The sequence below is a fragment of the Streptomyces sp. NPDC042371 genome (genome assembly GCF_056437465.1).
The window spans coordinates 113,726-131,048 of the sequence record NZ_JBWKAP010000004.1; the positions used below are offsets into that span (position 1 = coordinate 113,726).

Below are 17,323 nucleotides of genomic sequence, written 5' to 3' on the forward strand. Positions count from 1 at the left end.
ACACGTATACCCCGGCCTGCTCAGGACAGGACCCCGGGGAGGGCCAGCGCGCCGAGGACCGCGGTGCCGAGCACGAACCACGCGACGTAGTCCCCGACGTGCCCCGAATGCAGGCGGCGCAGCGGCGCGGTCCACGCGTAGGGCTCCTGGGAGGTGTCCCGCCGCAGGGCCAGCGCGGCGCAGCCCGCCGCGCACGTCGCGGACACGAGGCCGGTGAGTACGGAGTCGGGAGTCCAGTGCGGGGCGAGCGCCGCCGGGCTGCCGAAGGCGTTGCCGGTCCCGGTGGCGAGTGCGGGCACGAGGCCGACGGCGAGGGCACCGGCCAGCAGGGCCGCGGGCACGGCCGCCATCGGCAGCGGGACGCGCGACAGCAGGCCGCGGGTCTCCGGCTCCTCGTCGCGGCCCGTGGTCTCCTGTGCCGGTGCGCGGCACGGGCGTGGGCCGAACCCCCAGAACACGCGTGCCGCGACGCGCAGCGCGGCCGCACCGGTGAGCGCGGAAACGACGGTGAACAGCAGCGTGCCCGCCACACCCGCGGCCTCCTCGGCCGTGCCCTTCCCGAGGGCCGTGCCGAACGGCGGCAGGCCCGCAAGCGCCAGGGCCGCGACCGTGTAGAGCACGCCGACCGAACGCAACCGTCGGCCGCGCCCGTGGAGTTCCCGCTCGTCGACGCTGCCGTACCGGTCGAGCAGGATCCCGGTGCAGGCGAACAGCGCGGCCTTGGCCCCCGCGTGGCCCAGTACGTACAGAGCGGTGCCTGCGGTGGATTCCGGGCGCAGCAGTCCGATTCCGAAGAGGAAGAGCCCGGTGTGCGCGATCGTCGAGTAGGCGAGCAGCCGCTTGAGATGGTGCTGCTGCCAGCACAGCACGGCGCCCAGGACGGCGGTCACGGCGCCCAGCGCGACGAGGCACCGGCCCACATCGGCGGTCGGCAGCCCGCCGGGCCCGGCGAACACGGTGGAGTGGACACGCCATACGCCGTAGACGCCGAGTTCCACCATCACGCCGGACAGCAGCATGCACACCGGCGTCGGCGCCACCGCGTGGGCGTCGGGAAGCCAGAAGTGGAAGGGGACGGCGGCCGCCTTCACCAGCAGCCCGGTCAGCACCAGGACGAACGCCGCCAGGACCAGGGCGTCAGGGCGCCCCTGGGCGTCGAGGCGCGCCCCGATCTGCCGCATGCCCAGCTCGCCGGTGCGCGCGTACAGCAGCGCGATGCCCAGCAACGTGGCATACGCGCCCAGGGAGTTGAGGATGCCGAAGGTGAGGGCACCCTGGACGGCCTTGGGTTCCTCCACGCGATAGCCCGTCAAGGCGTACGCGGCGACTCCCATCAGTTCGAAGAAGACGAACGCGTTGAAGAGGTCGCCGGTCAGGGCGAAGCCGCACATGCCTGCCTGGAAGAGGAGGACCAGCGCGGGAAACGAAGCGGCGTGTCCGTGCGGGACCTCGTCGAAGTAGTGCCAGGAGTAGACGAGTACGGCCACGGTCAGGAGGCTGACGAGTACGGCGAGCCCGGTGCCCGGCGCGTCACCGACCAGGACGATGCCCACGCTCCGTCCCTGGTGGGGCCGCCAGCCGCCGACCCATTCCGTGGCTGCGGGGGAGGAGTGGGCGAGGAGCACGGCGGCGAGCGCGGTCGTGCCCGTCGCCACCGCGGCGGCCACCGCGTCGGTGGCGATCCGCGGCAGCATCCGGCCCGTGGCGACGAGGAATGCGGCGCCGAGCAGCGGCACGGCCACGACCAGGGGCAGCAGGTGGTTCATCCGCGCAGCTCGGACAACTCGTCGGGGTCGGCGGTGCCATGGCGTTTGGCCACCTGGATCACCAGGGCCAGCAGCAGTGCGGTCACGGTCGCCCCCACGACGACATCGGTGAGAGCGAGCGCCTGGACCACGGGGTCGACCAGCGGGCGCGAGCGCGGAGCCAGGTCGGAGTGGACCGGTGCGGTACCACCCGTGCGGTATCCGACGGCGAGCAGCAGGACGTACGTGGCGGCCTGGCACACCGAGAGGCAGCCGACGGCATGCACCAGATGCCGACTGGTGGCCAGTCCGTAGCAGCCCACCAGGAAGATCCAGCCTGCCACCAGGTAGGGGAAGACATGCATCAACGCGCTCCGGCCTTCCCGTGCTTGCGGTCACTGGTGATCTCCACCGCCTGATCGAGGAAGCGGCTCACAAGTACGACGACCGCACAGGCCACTTCGATGCCCACCGCCAGGTTCAGCAACGGCACGGTGCCGCCCGACGCGAGCGTGTTGAACGTCCCGAGCGGCAGCGTGTTCGCCAGGAAGGAGGCTCCGGCGACGAGACCGGCCACGCCGACGAACAGATACCCCGCTTCGCCGACCGCGTCCCCCACCTCGTACAGGCTCGTCGGACGGATCCGCTCCAGCGCCTGGTAGTCCGCCCCGATGTAGAGCAGGTGCACCGCGGTGGCCGCGATGACGCCGCCCTGGAAGCCGCCGCCCGGGCTCAACTGCCCGTGGGCGACGACGTACAGGCCCGTCACCAGCGTCACCGGCAGCAGCACGAGCGCGTAGCGCCGCACCAACGGGTCGACCCGTGCGGGGCGGGGCGGCACGCGGTCCTCGTCGCGGGTCTGCCGGAGCAGGATCACCGTGCCGAGTACGGCGGCGAAGAGGATCGACTCCTCGCCCAGGGTGTCGAAGGCCCGCTGGTCGAAGTTGACCGACGAGACCACGTTGGCGGTCCTTCGGACCAGGGACTCGGTGGTCGCCCGGTCGCCGTACGGATGCGCACCGGCGCCGAAATCCGGCAGTGCGACGAACGCGCCGACGAAGAGCGCGGCCAGACCGGCGCCACCGATCGCGAGGACCCATCGCCGCAGCGCACCGCTCACCGCCCCGCCTCCTTGCCGGTGGCGCGCCCGCGCCGCCGGACCTTGCGCACCGAGAGCAGGATCAGCAGAGGCGTCAGCACCGATCCGACGGCCAGCTGCGACAGCGCCACGTCCGGCGCCTGCAGGACCGTGAAGAGAGCGGCGAGCACCAGCCCCAGCACGGCCAGGACCAGCGCCTGCCGCGCCGGATCACGCACCGCGACCGCAACCGTCGCCGACACCGCGACCAGCACCAGACACACCGCCGTCACCAGGTCGTCTCCGCTCATGCCGCCCCACCACCTCCGAACTCTCCCCCCGGCGCGCTCATCGCGCCGTGTCCGCCTTCGCCACCACGCCCACCGTGAGGGCCCGTGCGGCGGCCACGTTCCCGACGGCCACCAGCGCACCGATGAGGATCAGCTTCACGAGGGCCCTGCCGGGCGCCGTCGCCACGCACACCGCGACGGTCACCGCCGCCGAGGCGGCCACACAGGTCACCGTCACGGCGGAGCTCCCACGGGGCGCTCCGCCCGTCAGGTCGTCGGCGAGCAGGCGGACGCACACCAGGGTGCCGACCGGCCCGAGGAGGCCGAGGACCAGGGACAGATCCACATAGGCGGGCCGCCCGTACCCCTGCGCGAGCAGCAGGAAGGCCAGGGCGACCACGGTGCTGCCCGTGTTCTGCGCGAGCAGCCTGCGCGCCAGGGGCCCCGCCGCCACACCCCGGATCACCGGCGCCATGCCGAAGGCCAGGAGCGCGGCGCCGCACGCGGTCCACGGGTTCACCGGGCCTCCGCCGCGCGCCGGGCCGCGGTCGCCGCCAGGGCGCCCACCGCCGAGCAGCAGGCCCCCACCGTCAGTTCCAGGGCATCGGCCCTGCCGATGAGCACGAGCCAGATCCCGGTGAGCCCCGCCCACCAGACCAGGAACTCCACGACGCCGCTCAGCCGTCCGCACATCTCGCGCGCTCCTTGTCCGGGGGGTGTCGTCCGTCGACGTCGGATGCGGTCGTTCTTCCGAGGGCGGGCGGGTGCCCAGGCGTGGCGGGGGCATGCCCGGGTACCGCGGTGCCCCCGACGGGCGAACTCTGCCAGCCGCGGACGGGCGGGCCGGGGAGGCGCGTCCGTCAGGAGGCGGAGGCGTCCCCGGAGACGACCCGAACCGTGGTCAGCTCGCTGTCCGTGGCGTCGGGGAGGTTCATCCCGGCGACGACTCCGCTGCGCAGATAGCGCAGGACCGGCTCGGTGAGCCGCTCGCCGGGGAGCACCGCGGGAATGCCGGGCGGGTACGGGGTCACCATCTCGGCCGCGATCCGCCCCACCGCCTCGTCCGCCGGTACGTCCTCGGTCGGACCGAAGAAGGCGTCGCGGGGCAGCACGGCCTGCTCCATCCGCAGGTCGCGGCCGGTCGGGATCTCCACCGGCGGCGCCGGTGACAGGTCCTGGTCCTCGGCGGCGCGCACCAGGTCCCGCAGGGCCGTGAGCAGCAGACCGGTGGTCTCGGCGTCGTCGGCGTGCGTGAGCTGGGCGCTGATCCTGCGGTGGTCGGCGAGGTGTGCGTCGAGGGCGTGGGTGCGGCGCAGCCAGTCCGCCGCCCGGTAGCCGCTGGTGCCCAGGCCGTCGACCTCGATGACCACCGGCAGCGGATCGAAGTCCGCGGCGAGCCCCGGCCCGCAGAAGTCGGCGCGGTCGTTGACGTGGAGGCCGTCCATGCACTCGATCTCCGCCCGCACCCGTGCCGCCAACTCCAGGGTTCGGCCCATCAGTTTGTGGCCGTGCAGCGCCATCTGGCGGCGCCAGCCGTCCAGTCCCGCGTAGATCAGGACGGAGGGACTGGTGGTGCCGAGGAGGTCCGCGCGGTTCTGCAGGACCGCGGGGTCGACCAGGTCTCCCTGCAGGTGGAAGACCGAGCCCTGCTCCAGGCCGCTGCCCATCTTGTGGATGCTCGTCACACAGATGTCGGCGCCCGCGTCCATCGCCCACGACGGCAGGCCGGGATGGAACGGCAGGTGTGCGCCCCAGGCCTCGTCCACGACGAGCGGGCGCGCCCAGCGGTGGCAGACGTCCGCGATGCCGCGCAGGTCGGCGCAGCTGCCGTACGGAGTGGGGCTGGTGACCAGAGCGCCCTGCGCGTCGGGGTGGGCGGTGAACGCCGCCGCGAAGTCCTCGGCCGAAGGGGCGTGCGCCAGATGCCGTCGGTCGTCCCATTGCGGCTCCACCCACACCGGCTCGATGCCCGACAGGATCAGCCCGGAGACGACGGCCTTGTGCGCGTCCCGGCCGATGAGGAGCTTGGTGTGGGGGCCCGCGATGGCGAGCATCGCCGCCTTGACGGACAGGGAACTGCCACAGGTGGAGAAGAAGGTGTGCTCCGCGTGCACGGCATCCGCCATCAGGCGTTCGGCCCGTTCGAGGACCCGGCCCCGGGTGCGCCGGTCGTCGAGCCCTCCCGACGCGAGGACATCGCCGTGGAAGACCGCGTCTCCCAGTACCTCGCGCACGGCCGGATCGGCGCCGCGGGCCTGTTTGTGGCCCGGCGGGGTGAACCCCACCCGGCCCTTGGAACGGTGCTCGGCCAGGGCTTCGAGGACCGGGGCGGAGGTGTGGTCGGGCGTTGCGGAGAGGTGATCGGACGACATGGCACACGGTTTCCCGGGAGGCGGCCCCGCCAATCCGCCGCTGAGGCCGTACGAGACGCAGGACACCCCGGAACACGGTCGCGTCGGCACCACCCCGTCTGTCTAACATCTGATGTCAGTGTGAGCTGGTTGCCGCTCTGACCTGAGGGGACGGGAGTGCCTTGTGAAGATCCTCATCAGCGCCGACATGGAGGGCGCCACCGGCGTGACCTGGCCGGCCGACGTGCTGCCCGGCACCCCGCAGTGGGAGCGGTGCCGGGCGATGTTCACCTCTGACGTGAACGCCGCCGTGCTCGGGTTCTTCGACGGCGGCGCCGACGAGGTGCTCATCAACGAAGCACACTGGACCATGCGCAACCTGCTCCTCGAAGAGCTGGACGAGCGGGCCGAGATGCTCACCGGACGGCACAAGTCGCTCTCCATGGTGGAGGGCGTGCAGCACGACGACGTGGACGGCATCGCGTTCATCGGGTACCACGCGGGCGCCGGAATGGAGGGTGTCCTCGCGCACACCTACCTCGCCAACCAGATCACCGGCGTGTGGGTCAACGGCGTCCGGGCCAGCGAAGGGCTGCTCAACGCGCACGTCGTCGCCGAGTTCGGCGTCCCCGTCGTGCTCGTCACTGGCGACGACCTCGCCTGCGAGGACGCCCTCGGCTACGCGCCCGGAGCGCTGAAGGTCGCCGTCAAGGACCACGTCTCCCGGTACGCGGCGGTCTGCCGCACCCCGGCCCGCACCGCAGGGGACATCCGCGGCGCCGCGAAGGAGGCCACCGCGCTGGCGGTGCGTCACGCGCCGGTGGTCGGCGGGCCGTTCACCGTGGAGGTCGAGTTCGACGCCGAGCACCTCTCGATGGCGTCGACCGTGGTGCCGGGTGTGCGCCGTACGGGGGAGCGCAAGGTCGCGTACGACAGCGAGACGATGTACGAGGGGATCCGTACCTTCAAGGCGGTTACGACGATCGCCTCTGCCGCGGTGGAGGAGCAATATGGCTGACCAGCAGGATCAGGGACAGGAGCAGGAGCCCGGCGATCACGTGGACGCGCGGGCGCTCGACGAGGTCGTCACGTTCACCTCCGAGCTCATCCGCATCGACACCACCAACCGGGGCGACGGCGACTGCCGTGAGCGCCCCGCCGCCGAGTACGCGGCCGAGCGCCTCGCCGACGCGGGCCTGGAGCCGATGCTCCTCGAGCGCACCCCGGGCCGCACGAACGTCGTCGCCCGCATCGAGGGCACGGACCCGGGCGCCGACGCCCTGCTCGTCCACGGGCATCTGGACGTCGTGCCCGCCGAGGCCGCCGACTGGAGCGTCGACCCGTTCTCCGGCGAGATCCGCGACGGCATCGTGTGGGGCCGTGGCGCCATCGACATGAAGAACATGGACGCGATGATCCTGTCCGTGGTCAGGCGGTGGGCCCGGGCCGGTGTGCGGCCCCGGCGGGACCTCGTGATCGCCTTCACCGCCGACGAGGAGGCCAGCGCCGCCGACGGCTCCGGATTCCTCGCCGACCGGCACGCGGCGCTCTTCGAGGGCTGTACGGAAGGCATCAGCGAGTCCGGCGCCTTCACCTTCCACGACGGCAGGGGCAATCAGATCTACCCCATCGCCGCGGGCGAGCGCGGGACCGGCTGGCTCAAGCTCACCGCGCGCGGCAAGGCCGGGCACGGCTCCAAGGTCAACCACGCCAACGCGGTCAGCAGGCTGGCCGGTGCCATCGCCCGCATCGGCGAGCACCGCTGGCCGGTGCGGCTCACCCCGACCGTGCGCGCCTCGCTCGTCGAACTGGCCGCGCTCTACGGCCTCGAGACCGACCCCGAAGCGCCGGGGTACGACGTGGACGCCTTCCTGGAGAAGCTCGGCCAGACCGCCGACCTGGTCGCGCCGACCGTCCGCAACAGCGCCAATCCGACGATGCTGCAGTCGGGTTACAAGGTCAATGTGATCCCTGGGGAGGCAGTGGCCTATGTCGACGGCCGCTTTCTGCCCGGCGGCGAGGATGAGTTCCACCGCACGCTTGACCGGCTCACGGGGCCTGACGTCGACTGGGAGTTCCACCACCGCGAGGTGGCGCTGGAGGCGCCGGTCGACTCGCCGACGTACGCGCGGATGCGGGCGGCCGTCGAGGAGTTCGCGCCGGAGGGCCACGTCGTGCCGTACTGCATGTCGGGCGGCACGGACGCCAAGCAGTTCTCGCGGCTCGGCATCACCGGCTACGGCTTCTCGCCGCTGAGGACACCGGAGGGCTTCGACTACCAGGCGCTCTTCCACGGAGTCGACGAGTGCGTCCCGGTCGACGCGCTGCACTTTGGCGTCCGTGTCCTCGACCGCTTTCTGCGTACGGCCTAGCAAAAATGGGGGAAGAGAAGGACATGATGCAGACCCTGGCGTACGGATCATGGCCGTCGCCGATCGACGCCGAGCTGGCCGCCGCCCACGACGGAGCCCCGGGATACGTGGGCTTCGTCGGCGCCGAGACCTGGTGGACCGTGCCACGGCCCACCGAGGCGGGCCGACGCGCCCTGGTGCGGCGGCTGCCCGACGGCGAGGAGCGGTCGGTGCTGCCCGCGCCGTGGAACGTGCGCAGCCGCGTCGTCGAGTACGGCGGCCGCCCCTGGGCCGGGGCCGACCGCCCTGAGGGTCCGCTCGTGGTCTTCGTCGACTTCGCCGACCAGCGCCTGTACGCGTACGAGCCCGACACCCCCGGCGCCGGACCGCGACCCCTGACCCCGGTCTCGGACGTCGGCGGCGGGCTGCGCTGGGCCGACCCCGTCCTCCGCCTCGACCGGGGCGAAGTCTGGTGCGTCCTGGAGGAGTTCACCGGCGAGGCGCCGACCGATGTGCGCCGCGTCATCGCCGCGGTGCCGCTCGACGGATCGGCGGCAGGGGACCGCGGGGCCGTGCGCGAACTGTCCGACGGCGGGCACCGGTTCGTCACGGGCCCCCGTCTGTCGCCCGACGGCGCCCACGTCGCCTGGATCGCCTGGGACCACCCGCGCATGCCGTGGGACGGCACGGAGCTGATGCTCGCCGAGGTGCGCGACGACGGCTCGTTCGGCGCGGCACAGGCCTTCGCGGGCGGTCCGGAAGAGTCGGTCGCGCAGGTCGAATGGGCCCATGACGGGCGGCTGCTGTTCTCCAGCGACCGCACTGGCTGGTGGAACCTGTACCGGGCGCACCCCGGCGACACCGCCGACGTCCAGCCGCTCTGCCCGCGCCAGGAGGAGTTCGCGGGCCCGCTGTGGCAGGTCGGCTGGAGCTGGTTCGCCCCGCTGGACAGCGGACTGATCGCCGTCGTGCACGGCAAGGGCGCCACCGCGCTCGGCATACTCGACCCCGAGACGGGCGAGGTCGTCGACGCGGCGGGCCCCTGGACGGAGTGGGCCTCGACGGTCGCCGCGCACGGATCGCGCGTGGCGGGCGTCGCCGCGAGCCCGCGCAGCGCGTACGAGGTCGTGGAGCTGGACACCTGCACCGGCCGCGCCCGGGTCGTCGGCGCCGCCCACGACGACCCGGTGGACCCCGCGTACTATCCGGAACCGCAGATCCGCACCTTCTACGGCCCGGCAGGACGCGAGATCCACGCGCACATCTACCCGCCGCACCACCCCGGCCACATCGCATCCGACGACGAGCTGCCGCCCTACGTGGTGTGGGCGCACGGCGGTCCCACCGGCCGCGCGCCCCTCGTGCTCGATCTGGCCATCGCCTACTTCACCTCACGCGGCATCGGCGTCGCCGAGGTCAACTACAGCGGCTCCACCGGGTACGGCCGCGCCTACCGCAACCGGCTGCGCGAACAGTGGGGCATCGCCGACGTCGACGACTGTGCCGCCGTCGCCCTCGCCCTCGCCGACGAGGGGACCGCCGACCGCGCCCGGCTCGCCGTCCGCGGCGGCAGCGCGGGCGGCTGGACCACGGCCGCCTCGCTGACCTGCACGGACGTCTACTCCTGCGGGACGATCATCTACCCCGTGCTTGACCTGACCGCATTCGCGTCGGGGGAGACCCACGACCTGGAATCGCAGTACCTGGAGTCGCTGGTCGGCCCGCTCGACGCCGTGCCGGGGCGGTACGCGGAACGCTCGCCGGTGCGCCACGCCGAGCTGATCACCTCGCCGTTCCTCCTGCTCCAGGGCCTCGACGACGTCATCTGTCCGCCCGCCCAGTCGGAGCGGTTCCTCGCCAGGATGGAGGGGCGCGGCATTCCGCACGCCTACATCGCCTTCGAGGGCGAGGGGCACGGCTTCCGCCGCGCCGACACCCTGGTCCGCGCCCTGGAGGCGGAACTCTCCCTGTACGCCCAGGTGTTCAGGATCGACCTCGCGGGACGCGTCCCCACCCTGGAGCTCGCCAAGTGAGACCCCTCGTACGTCCCGCGCGCCTCGTTCCCGGCGCTCGGGTGGCCGTCGTCGCGCCGAGCGGACCTGTCCCCGAGGAGAGCCTGGCAGCGGGACTCGACATCCTGCGGGGCTGGGACCTGGACCCCGTCGTCGCGCCCCATGTGCGCGACCGCCACCCGGAGCTCGGCTACCTCGCGGGAGCGGACGCCGACCGCGCCCGCGACCTGGAACAGGCGTGGTGCGACCCGTCCGTGGCCGCCGTGTTCTGTGCCCGCGGCGGATACGGCGCCCAGCGGATGGTGGACCTCGTCGACTGGGCGGCGCTGCGGCGGGCGACCAGGGCCGCCGGGCCCAAGGTGTTCGTCGGCTACAGCGACATCACCGCGCTGCACGAAGCCTTCGCCACCCGCCTCGGCATCGCCACCCTGCACGGGCCGATGACCGCCACGAACGGCTTCCTCAAGAACGAGCGGGCCCGGGAGCACCTGCGGACGACGCTCTTCGCCCCCGAGGAGGCCCGGGTGATCCGGGCGGGCTCCCCGCACGCGGCGCCGCTGACCGGCGGCCGGGCCCGGGGCGTCACGCTCGGCGGCTGTGTGTCGCTGCTCGCCGCCGACCTCGGCACGCCCACGGCCAGGCCGTCCGCCCGGGGCGGCCTGCTCTTCATCGAGGACATCGGCGAGGAGGCGTACCGCATGGACCGGATTCTCACCCAACTCCTGCGCTCCCGCTGGCTGGACGGCGTGGCGGGGATCGCGCTGGGCTCGTGGGAGGAGTGCGGGGACCGCGACGAGCTGCGGGCGCTCTTCGCGGACCGGCTCGGCGGGCTCGGGGTGCCGGTGGCGGAGGAGTTCGGGTTCGGGCACTGCGACGCGGCGCTGACCGTGCCGTTCGGGGTGGCGGGCGAACTCGACGCGGACGCGGGCACGTTGACGCTGGAGGAGCCCGCGCTCGGCTGACCTCCCTTCACGGAATCTCCCCGCAGAAACCGCTGTCACAGCCGTTGACCTCCTCATGACACGTGTCACAACATGACTCCGGCCGGTACTTACCGGCCAGTAGTCGCCGGTTGTCGGCCGTCCTCAGCGTGGAGGTCCCCTTGTCCCGTCGCCGTGCCCTGACCCTCGCCACCGCGGCGGCGCTCGCCGCGCCGCTCGCGCTCACCGCCCCCGCCCCGGCGAGCGCGACGGGCCAGTACACCGTCACCGCCCTGAAGTTCACCGTCCAGGCGGGCGGCAGGAGCTGCACGGTCGACGCGGACCTGTACCGGCCCGCAGGCGTGGACGCCGCGCATCCCGCGCCCGCCGTGCTCACCACGAACGGATTCGGCGGCAGCAAGTCCGACGGGACCGCCGCGACCGGGAAGGCCTTCGCCGAGCGCGGCTACGTCTCGCTCGCCTACTCCGGCCTCGGCTTCGGCAAGTCCGGGTGTCTGATCTCGCTGGACGACCCGGAGATCGACGGCAGGGCCGCCGCCGGGCTCATCGACTTCCTCGGCGGCCAGCGGGCCGCCGACGACGGCACCCGGATCGACTACGTCACCGCCGACGCCGAGGGCGACCCGCGCGTCGGCATGATCGGCGGATCGTACGGCGGTGCCGTCCAGATGGCGACGGCCGCCGTGGACCACCGCGTCGACGCGCTCGTCCCGATGATCACCTGGAACGATCTGGCGTACTCCCTCGACCCGAACAACGCGGCCGACCGCGGCGTCCCCGGCGCCGCCAAGTGGCAGTGGATGAACGGCTTCTACCTCATCGGCGAGGGCCAGCCCCTGCTCGTCCCCGGCCTGGACCCCTCCCGCATCAACCGCCTGGGCTGCCTGCACTTCGTCACCAAGGCCTGCGACACGATCCGCACCCTCAACTCCGGCCGCTACCCGGCGGACAGGACCGAGGCGCTGCAGAAGTTCGCGCGGAGCGTCTCCCCGGTCTCCTACCTCGACAAGGTGAAGGCGCCGACGCTTCTCGTGCAGGGGCAGGCCGACAGCCTCTTCAACCTCAACGAGGCCGAGGCGACGTACAAGACGCTCAAGAAGCAGGGCACCACCGCCAAGATGATCTGGCAGTCCTGGGGACACAGCGGCGGCCTGACCGATCCGGCGTCCGGCGAGCTCAACCTGGACGAGGGCAACCTGGAGACGTCGTACGTCGGCAAGCGGATCCTCGCCTGGTTCGACCGCTACCTCCACCAGAAGAAGGGCGTCGACACCGGGCCCGCCTTCGCCTACCGCCGCGACTGGATCGGCGACCCGGACAGCACCTACGCGACCGCCGCCGAGCTCCCCGCGCTCAGCCGCAAGCTCTATCTGTCCGGCGACGGCAAGCTCGTCGACAACCGCAAGAAGGTGGCCCGCGGCAGCCGCGAGTACCGCAACTGGCTCATCCCCACGAGCCACTCCGAGTCCTCCCTCGCCGGGATGATCGGGCTGCCCGACCCGGCGCCGCACGACACCAGGGGCACCTACCTCGACTGGACGACCGAGCCCTTCCCCGACGCGGTGGACGTCGTCGGCGCGCCCCGGGCGACCCTGAAGGTGATCTCGCCGAAGACCGAGCGCGTGCAGCACTCCGGCGACGCCGCCGACAAGCTCGTCCTCTTCGCCAAGCTGTACGACGTCGCGCCCGACGGCAAGAAGACCCTCGTCCACCGTCTCGTCTCGCCGGTACGGGTGCCGGACGTCACCAAGCCGTTCGAGGTGTCGCTGCCCGGCATCGTGCACCGGTACGAGAAGGGTCACCGGTTGCAGTTCGTGGTGGCGGCGAGCGACGGGGCGTACGGCGGGAACAAGGGCGTCAAGCCCGTCACCGTGACCAGCGCCCCCGAGGACACCGGCGTCCTCGACCTGCCGGTGGTCCGCCCCTGACGTCACCCGTACGGCCCACCGACCCACCCCGGAGGCACCTCCACCGCGCGCTCCGCTCCCCGGCTGCCCATGCTGGGGAGCGGGGGAGGCCGGTGTACCTCCGACGGAAGGGTCCACAGCATGAGCCCCAACACCTCCACGGGCGGCTCCCAGGGCGGCGGCTCGGGCGGCGGGCTGATGACGCCCGGCAGGGTGGCCGTCGCCGCGGTCGTCGTCCTCACCCTCGTCTTCATCTTCGAGAACACCCGCAGCACCAAGATCCGCCTGCTCATCCCCGAGGTGACCGTCCCGCTGTGGATGGCCCTGCTCGGCACGGGGCTGATCGGCGCCCTGTGCGGGGCCTACTTCATGCGCAGGCGCAGGTGAGGGCGCGGCTCGCGCGGGCCTGCGCGGTGGCGGGCGGCGCGGCCGCGGCCACGCTGCTGGCGGTCACCACGGCCACCACGGCCGCCGCGGCCGGGCCGCCGGTGCCGGACTTCCGTGGCAAGGCGCTGACCGACGTCTACTCCGCCGTCGGCTTCCGCACCCGGGTCGACGTCCACGACCTCAGCGGCTTCCGGCGGCACGTCCTGTGGCCCGCCAACTGGAAGGTGTGCACCCAGTCCCCGGCGCCGGGGCAACGCCTCGACGGCGAGGCCATCACCATCGGCGCGGTGAAGACCGGCGAGCAGTGCCCCAGACCCTAGAGCCCCGGGCCTCTCCCGTACCCCGCTCCTGCGGATAGCGTGGCGGGATGCCCGAACGTCTCATCCCCCTCGCCGAAGGCCCCCGCGTGGGCATACGTCACCTCACCCTCGCGGACGGCGCCGAGTTCACCGCACGCGCGAGCCAGAGCCGGGAGCTGCACCGGCCCTGGCTCTTCCCGCCGCGCACCGACGACACCTTCCGCGCGTACGCGAAGGGGCTCATCGCGGACCCGGGCAAAGCGGGGTACCTCGTGTACGAGAGGGACGGCGGTGGCGTCGCCGGATTCATCAACATCAACAACATCGTCCAGGGCGCCTTCCGCTGCGGAGCCCTCGGCTACGGCGCCTTCGCGCACGCCGCCGGACGCGGTCTGATGAGCGAGGGGCTCGGGCTCCTCATGACGCACGCCTTCGGGGAGCTCGGCCTGCACCGCCTGGAATCCAACATCCAGCCGGGCAACGCCCCCTCGATCGCACTGGTCCGCCGCGCGGGCTTCCGGCTGGAGGGCTTCTCGCCGGACTTCCTCTTCATCGACGGGGCCTGGCGCGACCACGAACGCTGGGCGATCACCGCCGACATGGCGCGGGCGGGGAAGACGGTCAGCGGCGCGACGGCTTCCGGTTGATCTTCATGGTGTCCATGTCCGTCGCCTTGGACCGCAGATCGCGGAAGCCGTGCCCCACGTCCTTGAGGATGTTTTCGGCCTTCTCCTCCGCGAGCGCCTCCGCCATCTCCGCGCCGTCCTCGGCGTCCGAGAGGACCACGAAGCGGTACGAGAAGTGCTGGAGCGCGCGGTCGTAGGTGAGGGTGCCCTCCGGTGTGAACTGCATGTTCGCCAGGCCGTGTTCCTCGACGTCCGTGAGCAGAGCGGTCCGCGAAGCGTCCGTCAGCGCGTCCCACCTGCCTCGGACGATCACCCGGTAGGTGTGCTGCGTACCCATCTCCGCCCCGCTCTCCCGTTCGACGACACCGGCAGTGTTGAAAGGGCCAGCGTACGTCGCCGAGGATGGGCGGCATGCGGAATATCGTGCTCGTCGACGCACCCTCCAACCTGGGCCTGCGCCCGCCCGCCCCCGGCACCGTGCCCGGCTGCTACAAGCTCGCAGGAGCGTTGCGGGAGCGGGGCATCCTGCGGCGCCTCGGCGCCTTCGAGGGCGGCGTGGTGGTGCCACCTCGGTACGACCGCGGTGACTGGCAGGAGGGCGACGGCGTCTTCAACGCGGCCGCCATCGCCTCCTACACCCGCACTCTCGCCGACCGCATCGAGCACCACGTGCGCGGCGAGGACTTCGTCGTCGTGCTCGGCGGCGACTGCTCGATCCAGCTGGGTGCCGCGCTCGCCCTGCGCCGCATCGGGCGCTACGGCATCGCGTCCATCGACGGCTCCGCCGACTTCCGGCACCCGGGCAACTCCGACCGGATCGGCGCCGCGGGCGGCGAGGAGCTCGCCCTCGCGACGGGCCGCGGCCAGCGGGACCTCACCGACCTCGAAGGGCTGCGGCCCTACGTGCGCGACGAGGACGTCTGCATCTTCGGCCTCAGGGACGGGGACGAGGACCGCGCCGAGTTCACCGACCTGAAGATCGCCAACGCCACGGTCGGGGAGCTGCGGAAGTGGGGCGCCGAGAACATCGCCCGCGCCGTCGCCCAGACCCTGGAGGAGCCCGAACTCGACGGCTTCTGGGTGCACCTGGACGCCGACGTCCTCGACCCCTCGGTGATGCCCGCCGTCGACAGCCCCGACCCCGGCGGTCTGTTCGCCGAGGAACTCCTCGAACTGCTCCGGCCGTTCGTGCGCTCACCGCGCTGCGTCGGCCTCAACGTCACCATCTACGACCCCGACCTCGACCCGGACGGCAAGGCGGGCGACCTCCTCACCGATGTGATCGTGGAGGCTTTTGCACAATCCTGACCTGGGCGGGCTCTGGTCCGCGACCCGCCGACCGTGTTCCATGGTGATCGTGAAGACGACCGTGCGACGCGACGTACTGACCCTGCCCGCTGCCGCGCCGGGGCCCGAGAACCCGCTGCCGCCACTGCTGCCGCTGCGGAACGCGCACACCCTGGACGAGCGCGCCAAGGAAGGGCTGCCGCGCGACATGGCGCGGCAGCTCGGGTACGAACCGCTGCGTTCACCGCTGCCCACCCGGGTCCTCGACGCGTACGGACGCGAGCGCACCGAGACGGCGCTCGACGTGATCGTCGTCGAGAACGCCCGGCTGCGCGCCACCGTCCTGCCCGGATACGGCGGCCGCGTCCACTCCCTCCTGCACAAACCCACCGGACGTGAACTGCTCTACCGCAACCCGGTGCTGCAGCCCGCCGCCTTCGCGCTCAACGGCGCCTGGTTCTCCGGCGGCATCGAGTGGAACATCGGCGCCACCGGCCACACCACCCTGTCCTGCGCCCCCGTGCACGCGGCGCGCGTGCGGGCGCCCGACGGCGGCGAGATGCTGCGCCTGTGGGAGTGGGAGCGGCTGCGCGACCTGCCCTTCCAGGTGGACCTGTGGCTGCCCGAGGACTCCGACTTCCTGCACGTCGGCGTCCGGATCCGCAATCCGCACGAGAAGCCCGCCCCCGTCTACTGGTGGTCGAACATCGCGGTGCCCGACGAGCGCAGGGTGCTCGCCCCGGCCGACGAGGCCTGGCACTTCGCGTACACGGGCGCGCTGCGCAAGGTCCCGGTGCCCGAGTTCGAGGGCGCCGACCGGACGTATCCGCAACGCAGCGAGTACCCCGCCGACTACTTCTACGACGTGCCGGACGGCGAGCGGCGCTGGATCGCCGCGCTCGACGACGAAGGGCACGGACTCGTCCAGACCTCCACCGACCTGCCGCGTGGCCGCAAGCTCTTCCTCTGGGGGACGGGGACCGGCGGGCGACGCTGGCAGGAGTGGCTCACCGAACCGGGCACCGGCGGCTATGCGGAGATCCAGTCGGGCCTCGCCCGCACCCAGCTGGAACACGTACGCCTCGATGCCGAGACCGAGTTCAGCTGGCTGGAGTCGTACGGACCGCTGTCCGCGGCACCGGAGCGCGTGCACGGGGAGTGGGCGGACGCCCGCGGCGAGGTCGCGGCGCGGCTCGCCGACGCGCTGCCCCGCGAGGCGGTCGACACGGCCTATGAGGCGTGGCTGACCTGCGCCGACGCCGAGCCCGGCGAGGTGCTCGCCACCGGCTCCGGATGGGGTGCGCTCGAAGTCCTGCGTGCCGAACACAAGTTGCCGGGGACGCCCTTCGCCGAGTCGACGCTCGGGCCCGACCAGGCGCCGTGGCTTGAGCTGCTGCACACGGGGGCCGTCCCCGAGCCGCGCAAGGTCGCGCCGCCCGGACCGACGCCGGTCGCGCCGCACTGGCGGGACATGCTGGAGACGGCGCCCGCGCGCCCGCTCGCCGAGTACCACCTGGGCATCGCCCAATGGCACGCGGGCGACCGGGCGCAGGCCGTGCGCAGCTGGGAGCGCGGGCTCGAACTGGCGCCCTCGCGCTGGCCGTTGCTGCGCTGCCTCGCCGTCGCCGACCACGCCGAGGGCAACACGGAGCGGGCCGCCGACCGGTACGCGGAGGCCTTCGACGACCTGTGCCAGGAGCGCCGCGACGACGGATCGGTGTGGACCGCCGCCACCGCGGCCCTCGGCAGGGAGGCCGTCACCGAACTGCTCGCCGCCGACCGCACGGAGGCGGCCCGCTCGGTCTGGGACCGCCTGCACGAAGCCACGCGCGCCGAGGGCCGCTTCCGCCTCCTCGAAGCCCAACTCCTCTACGCGGAAGGCGACATGGACGGAGTCCGGGCCGTCTTCGAGTCCGGCTTCGAGGCGTCGGACCTCCGTGAGGGAGCGGAGACGCTGGGCGACCTGTGGACGGCGGCGACGGGCGAGGCTGTACCGGCGCGCTACGACTTCCGGATGCGCCCGGCGGAGGGATAGGGCTCCGGCGCGGC

General features: G+C 72.7%; 18 protein-coding genes. 10 read left to right on the forward strand and 8 right to left on the reverse strand.

All coding sequences use genetic code 11. The features are described 5' to 3' along the window. Positions 1 to 20: 20 nt before the first annotated feature. The 7 genes from AC068B_RS13600 to AC068B_RS13630 form a co-directional block, all read right to left on the reverse strand. Positions 21 to 1,766: a complex I subunit 5 family protein gene (locus AC068B_RS13600; RefSeq protein WP_478671461.1), complete on the reverse strand. Its 1,746-nt coding sequence runs from the start codon at positions 1,764 to 1,766 to the stop codon at positions 21 to 23. Next, positions 1,763 to 2,110: a sodium:proton antiporter gene (locus tag AC068B_RS13605; RefSeq protein WP_478671462.1), complete on the reverse strand. Its 348-nt coding sequence runs from the start codon at positions 2,108 to 2,110 to the stop codon at positions 1,763 to 1,765. The genes AC068B_RS13600 and AC068B_RS13605 overlap by 4 nt, the downstream gene beginning before the upstream one ends. Next, entirely contained in the window at positions 2,110 to 2,865 is a 756-nt protein-coding gene (locus AC068B_RS13610; protein ID WP_478671464.1) for an MnhB domain-containing protein, read from the reverse strand. The genes AC068B_RS13605 and AC068B_RS13610 overlap by 1 nt, the downstream gene beginning before the upstream one ends. Then, the gene (locus AC068B_RS13615; RefSeq protein ID WP_478671465.1) at positions 2,862 to 3,134 is read right to left on the reverse strand and encodes a Na(+)/H(+) antiporter subunit B; all 273 of its coding nucleotides are present in this window, start codon (positions 3,132 to 3,134) and stop codon (positions 2,862 to 2,864) included. The genes AC068B_RS13610 and AC068B_RS13615 overlap by 4 nt, the downstream gene beginning before the upstream one ends. A gap of 37 nt (positions 3,135 to 3,171) precedes the next feature. Beyond that, positions 3,172 to 3,633 carry an MrpF/PhaF family protein gene (locus AC068B_RS13620; protein ID WP_478671466.1) on the reverse strand — a complete coding sequence of 154 codons (462 nt, stop codon included), beginning with the start codon at positions 3,631 to 3,633 and terminating at the stop codon, positions 3,172 to 3,174. Continuing rightward, positions 3,630 to 3,806 carry a hypothetical protein gene (locus AC068B_RS13625; protein WP_478671467.1) on the reverse strand — a complete coding sequence of 59 codons (177 nt, stop codon included), beginning with the start codon at positions 3,804 to 3,806 and terminating at the stop codon, positions 3,630 to 3,632. Before AC068B_RS13625 ends, AC068B_RS13620 begins: the two co-directional genes overlap by 4 nt. A gap of 167 nt (positions 3,807 to 3,973) precedes the next feature. Next, complete coding sequence (locus AC068B_RS13630; protein ID WP_478671470.1) at positions 3,974 to 5,485, reverse strand: aminotransferase class I/II-fold pyridoxal phosphate-dependent enzyme; 1,512 nt, start codon at positions 5,483 to 5,485, stop codon at positions 3,974 to 3,976. Between the two features lie 163 nt (positions 5,486 to 5,648). Here AC068B_RS13630 and AC068B_RS13635 point away from each other — a divergent pair, with 163 nt between their 5' ends. The 8 genes from AC068B_RS13635 to AC068B_RS13670 all read left to right on the forward strand — a co-directional run bounded on the left by AC068B_RS13635 (position 5,649) and on the right by AC068B_RS13670 (position 14,008). Beyond that, positions 5,649 to 6,482 carry a M55 family metallopeptidase gene (locus AC068B_RS13635; protein WP_478671471.1) on the forward strand — a complete coding sequence of 278 codons (834 nt, stop codon included), beginning with the start codon at positions 5,649 to 5,651 and terminating at the stop codon, positions 6,480 to 6,482. Continuing rightward, a complete protein-coding gene (locus tag AC068B_RS13640; protein WP_478671472.1) occupies positions 6,475 to 7,836 on the forward strand; it encodes a M20/M25/M40 family metallo-hydrolase in 1,362 nt (453 codons plus the stop codon). The genes AC068B_RS13635 and AC068B_RS13640 overlap by 8 nt, the downstream gene beginning before the upstream one ends. A 26-nt stretch (positions 7,837 to 7,862) precedes the next feature. Further along, a complete protein-coding gene (locus AC068B_RS13645; protein WP_478672064.1) occupies positions 7,863 to 9,848 on the forward strand; it encodes a prolyl oligopeptidase family serine peptidase in 1,986 nt (661 codons plus the stop codon). Next, on the forward strand, positions 9,845 to 10,789 hold the full coding sequence (locus tag AC068B_RS13650) for a S66 peptidase family protein (RefSeq protein ID WP_478671474.1): 945 nt from the start codon (positions 9,845 to 9,847) through the stop codon (positions 10,787 to 10,789). Before AC068B_RS13645 ends, AC068B_RS13650 begins: the two co-directional genes overlap by 4 nt. Positions 10,790 to 10,929: 140 nt before the next feature. Beyond that, the gene (locus AC068B_RS13655; RefSeq protein WP_478671475.1) at positions 10,930 to 12,696 is read left to right on the forward strand and encodes a CocE/NonD family hydrolase; all 1,767 of its coding nucleotides are present in this window, start codon (positions 10,930 to 10,932) and stop codon (positions 12,694 to 12,696) included. A 120-nt stretch (positions 12,697 to 12,816) separates the two neighbouring features. Continuing rightward, positions 12,817 to 13,062, forward strand: a complete 246-nt coding sequence (locus AC068B_RS13660; RefSeq protein WP_055565285.1) for a LapA family protein — start codon at positions 12,817 to 12,819, stop codon at positions 13,060 to 13,062. Further along, positions 13,059 to 13,382, forward strand: a complete 324-nt coding sequence (locus AC068B_RS13665) for a hypothetical protein (protein WP_478671478.1) — start codon at positions 13,059 to 13,061, stop codon at positions 13,380 to 13,382. The genes AC068B_RS13660 and AC068B_RS13665 overlap by 4 nt, the downstream gene beginning before the upstream one ends. A gap of 47 nt (positions 13,383 to 13,429) precedes the next feature. Further along, on the forward strand, positions 13,430 to 14,008 hold the full coding sequence (locus AC068B_RS13670) for a GNAT family N-acetyltransferase (protein ID WP_478671479.1): 579 nt from the start codon (positions 13,430 to 13,432) through the stop codon (positions 14,006 to 14,008). On the opposite strand, the gene AC068B_RS13675 is transcribed toward AC068B_RS13670, so the two are convergent. Then, positions 13,983 to 14,324, reverse strand: a complete 342-nt coding sequence (locus AC068B_RS13675; protein WP_478671481.1) for a DUF6204 family protein — start codon at positions 14,322 to 14,324, stop codon at positions 13,983 to 13,985. The two genes, AC068B_RS13670 and AC068B_RS13675, sit on opposite strands and share 26 nt — an antisense overlap. Positions 14,325 to 14,398: 74 nt before the next feature. On the opposite strand from AC068B_RS13675, the gene AC068B_RS13680 reads away from it, so the two are divergent. Further along, positions 14,399 to 15,295, forward strand: a complete 897-nt coding sequence (locus tag AC068B_RS13680) for an arginase family protein (RefSeq protein WP_478671483.1) — start codon at positions 14,399 to 14,401, stop codon at positions 15,293 to 15,295. Positions 15,296 to 15,335: 40 nt separating this feature from the next. Next, positions 15,336 to 17,309 (forward strand): DUF5107 domain-containing protein, encoded by a 1,974-nt coding sequence (locus tag AC068B_RS13685; protein WP_478671484.1) that lies wholly within the window; start codon positions 15,336 to 15,338, stop codon positions 17,307 to 17,309. Positions 17,310 to 17,323 lie beyond the last annotated feature (14 nt).

Excerpts from the sequence above, each read along its gene's own strand:
- AC068B_RS13625 (WP_478671467.1), bottom strand. The coding sequence starts at position 3,806 with ATGTGCGGACGGCTGAGCGGCGTCGTGGAGTTCCTGGTCTGGTGGGCG.
- AC068B_RS13640 (WP_478671472.1), top strand. The coding sequence starts at position 6,475 with ATGGCTGACCAGCAGGATCAGGGACAGGAGCAGGAGCCCGGCGATCAC.
- AC068B_RS13680 (WP_478671483.1), top strand. The coding sequence starts at position 14,399 with ATGCGGAATATCGTGCTCGTCGACGCACCCTCCAACCTGGGCCTGCGC.
- AC068B_RS13615 (WP_478671465.1), bottom strand. The coding sequence starts at position 3,134 with ATGAGCGGAGACGACCTGGTGACGGCGGTGTGTCTGGTGCTGGTCGCG.
- AC068B_RS13685 (WP_478671484.1), top strand. The coding sequence starts at position 15,336 with ATGGTGATCGTGAAGACGACCGTGCGACGCGACGTACTGACCCTGCCC.
- AC068B_RS13600 (WP_478671461.1), bottom strand. The coding sequence starts at position 1,766 with ATGAACCACCTGCTGCCCCTGGTCGTGGCCGTGCCGCTGCTCGGCGCC.
- AC068B_RS13605 (WP_478671462.1), bottom strand. The coding sequence starts at position 2,110 with ATGCATGTCTTCCCCTACCTGGTGGCAGGCTGGATCTTCCTGGTGGGC.
- AC068B_RS13660 (WP_055565285.1), top strand. The coding sequence starts at position 12,817 with ATGAGCCCCAACACCTCCACGGGCGGCTCCCAGGGCGGCGGCTCGGGC.
- AC068B_RS13670 (WP_478671479.1), top strand. The coding sequence starts at position 13,430 with ATGCCCGAACGTCTCATCCCCCTCGCCGAAGGCCCCCGCGTGGGCATA.
- AC068B_RS13675 (WP_478671481.1), bottom strand. The coding sequence starts at position 14,324 with ATGGGTACGCAGCACACCTACCGGGTGATCGTCCGAGGCAGGTGGGAC.
- AC068B_RS13630 (WP_478671470.1), bottom strand. The coding sequence starts at position 5,485 with ATGTCGTCCGATCACCTCTCCGCAACGCCCGACCACACCTCCGCCCCG.
- AC068B_RS13645 (WP_478672064.1), top strand. The coding sequence starts at position 7,863 with ATGCAGACCCTGGCGTACGGATCATGGCCGTCGCCGATCGACGCCGAG.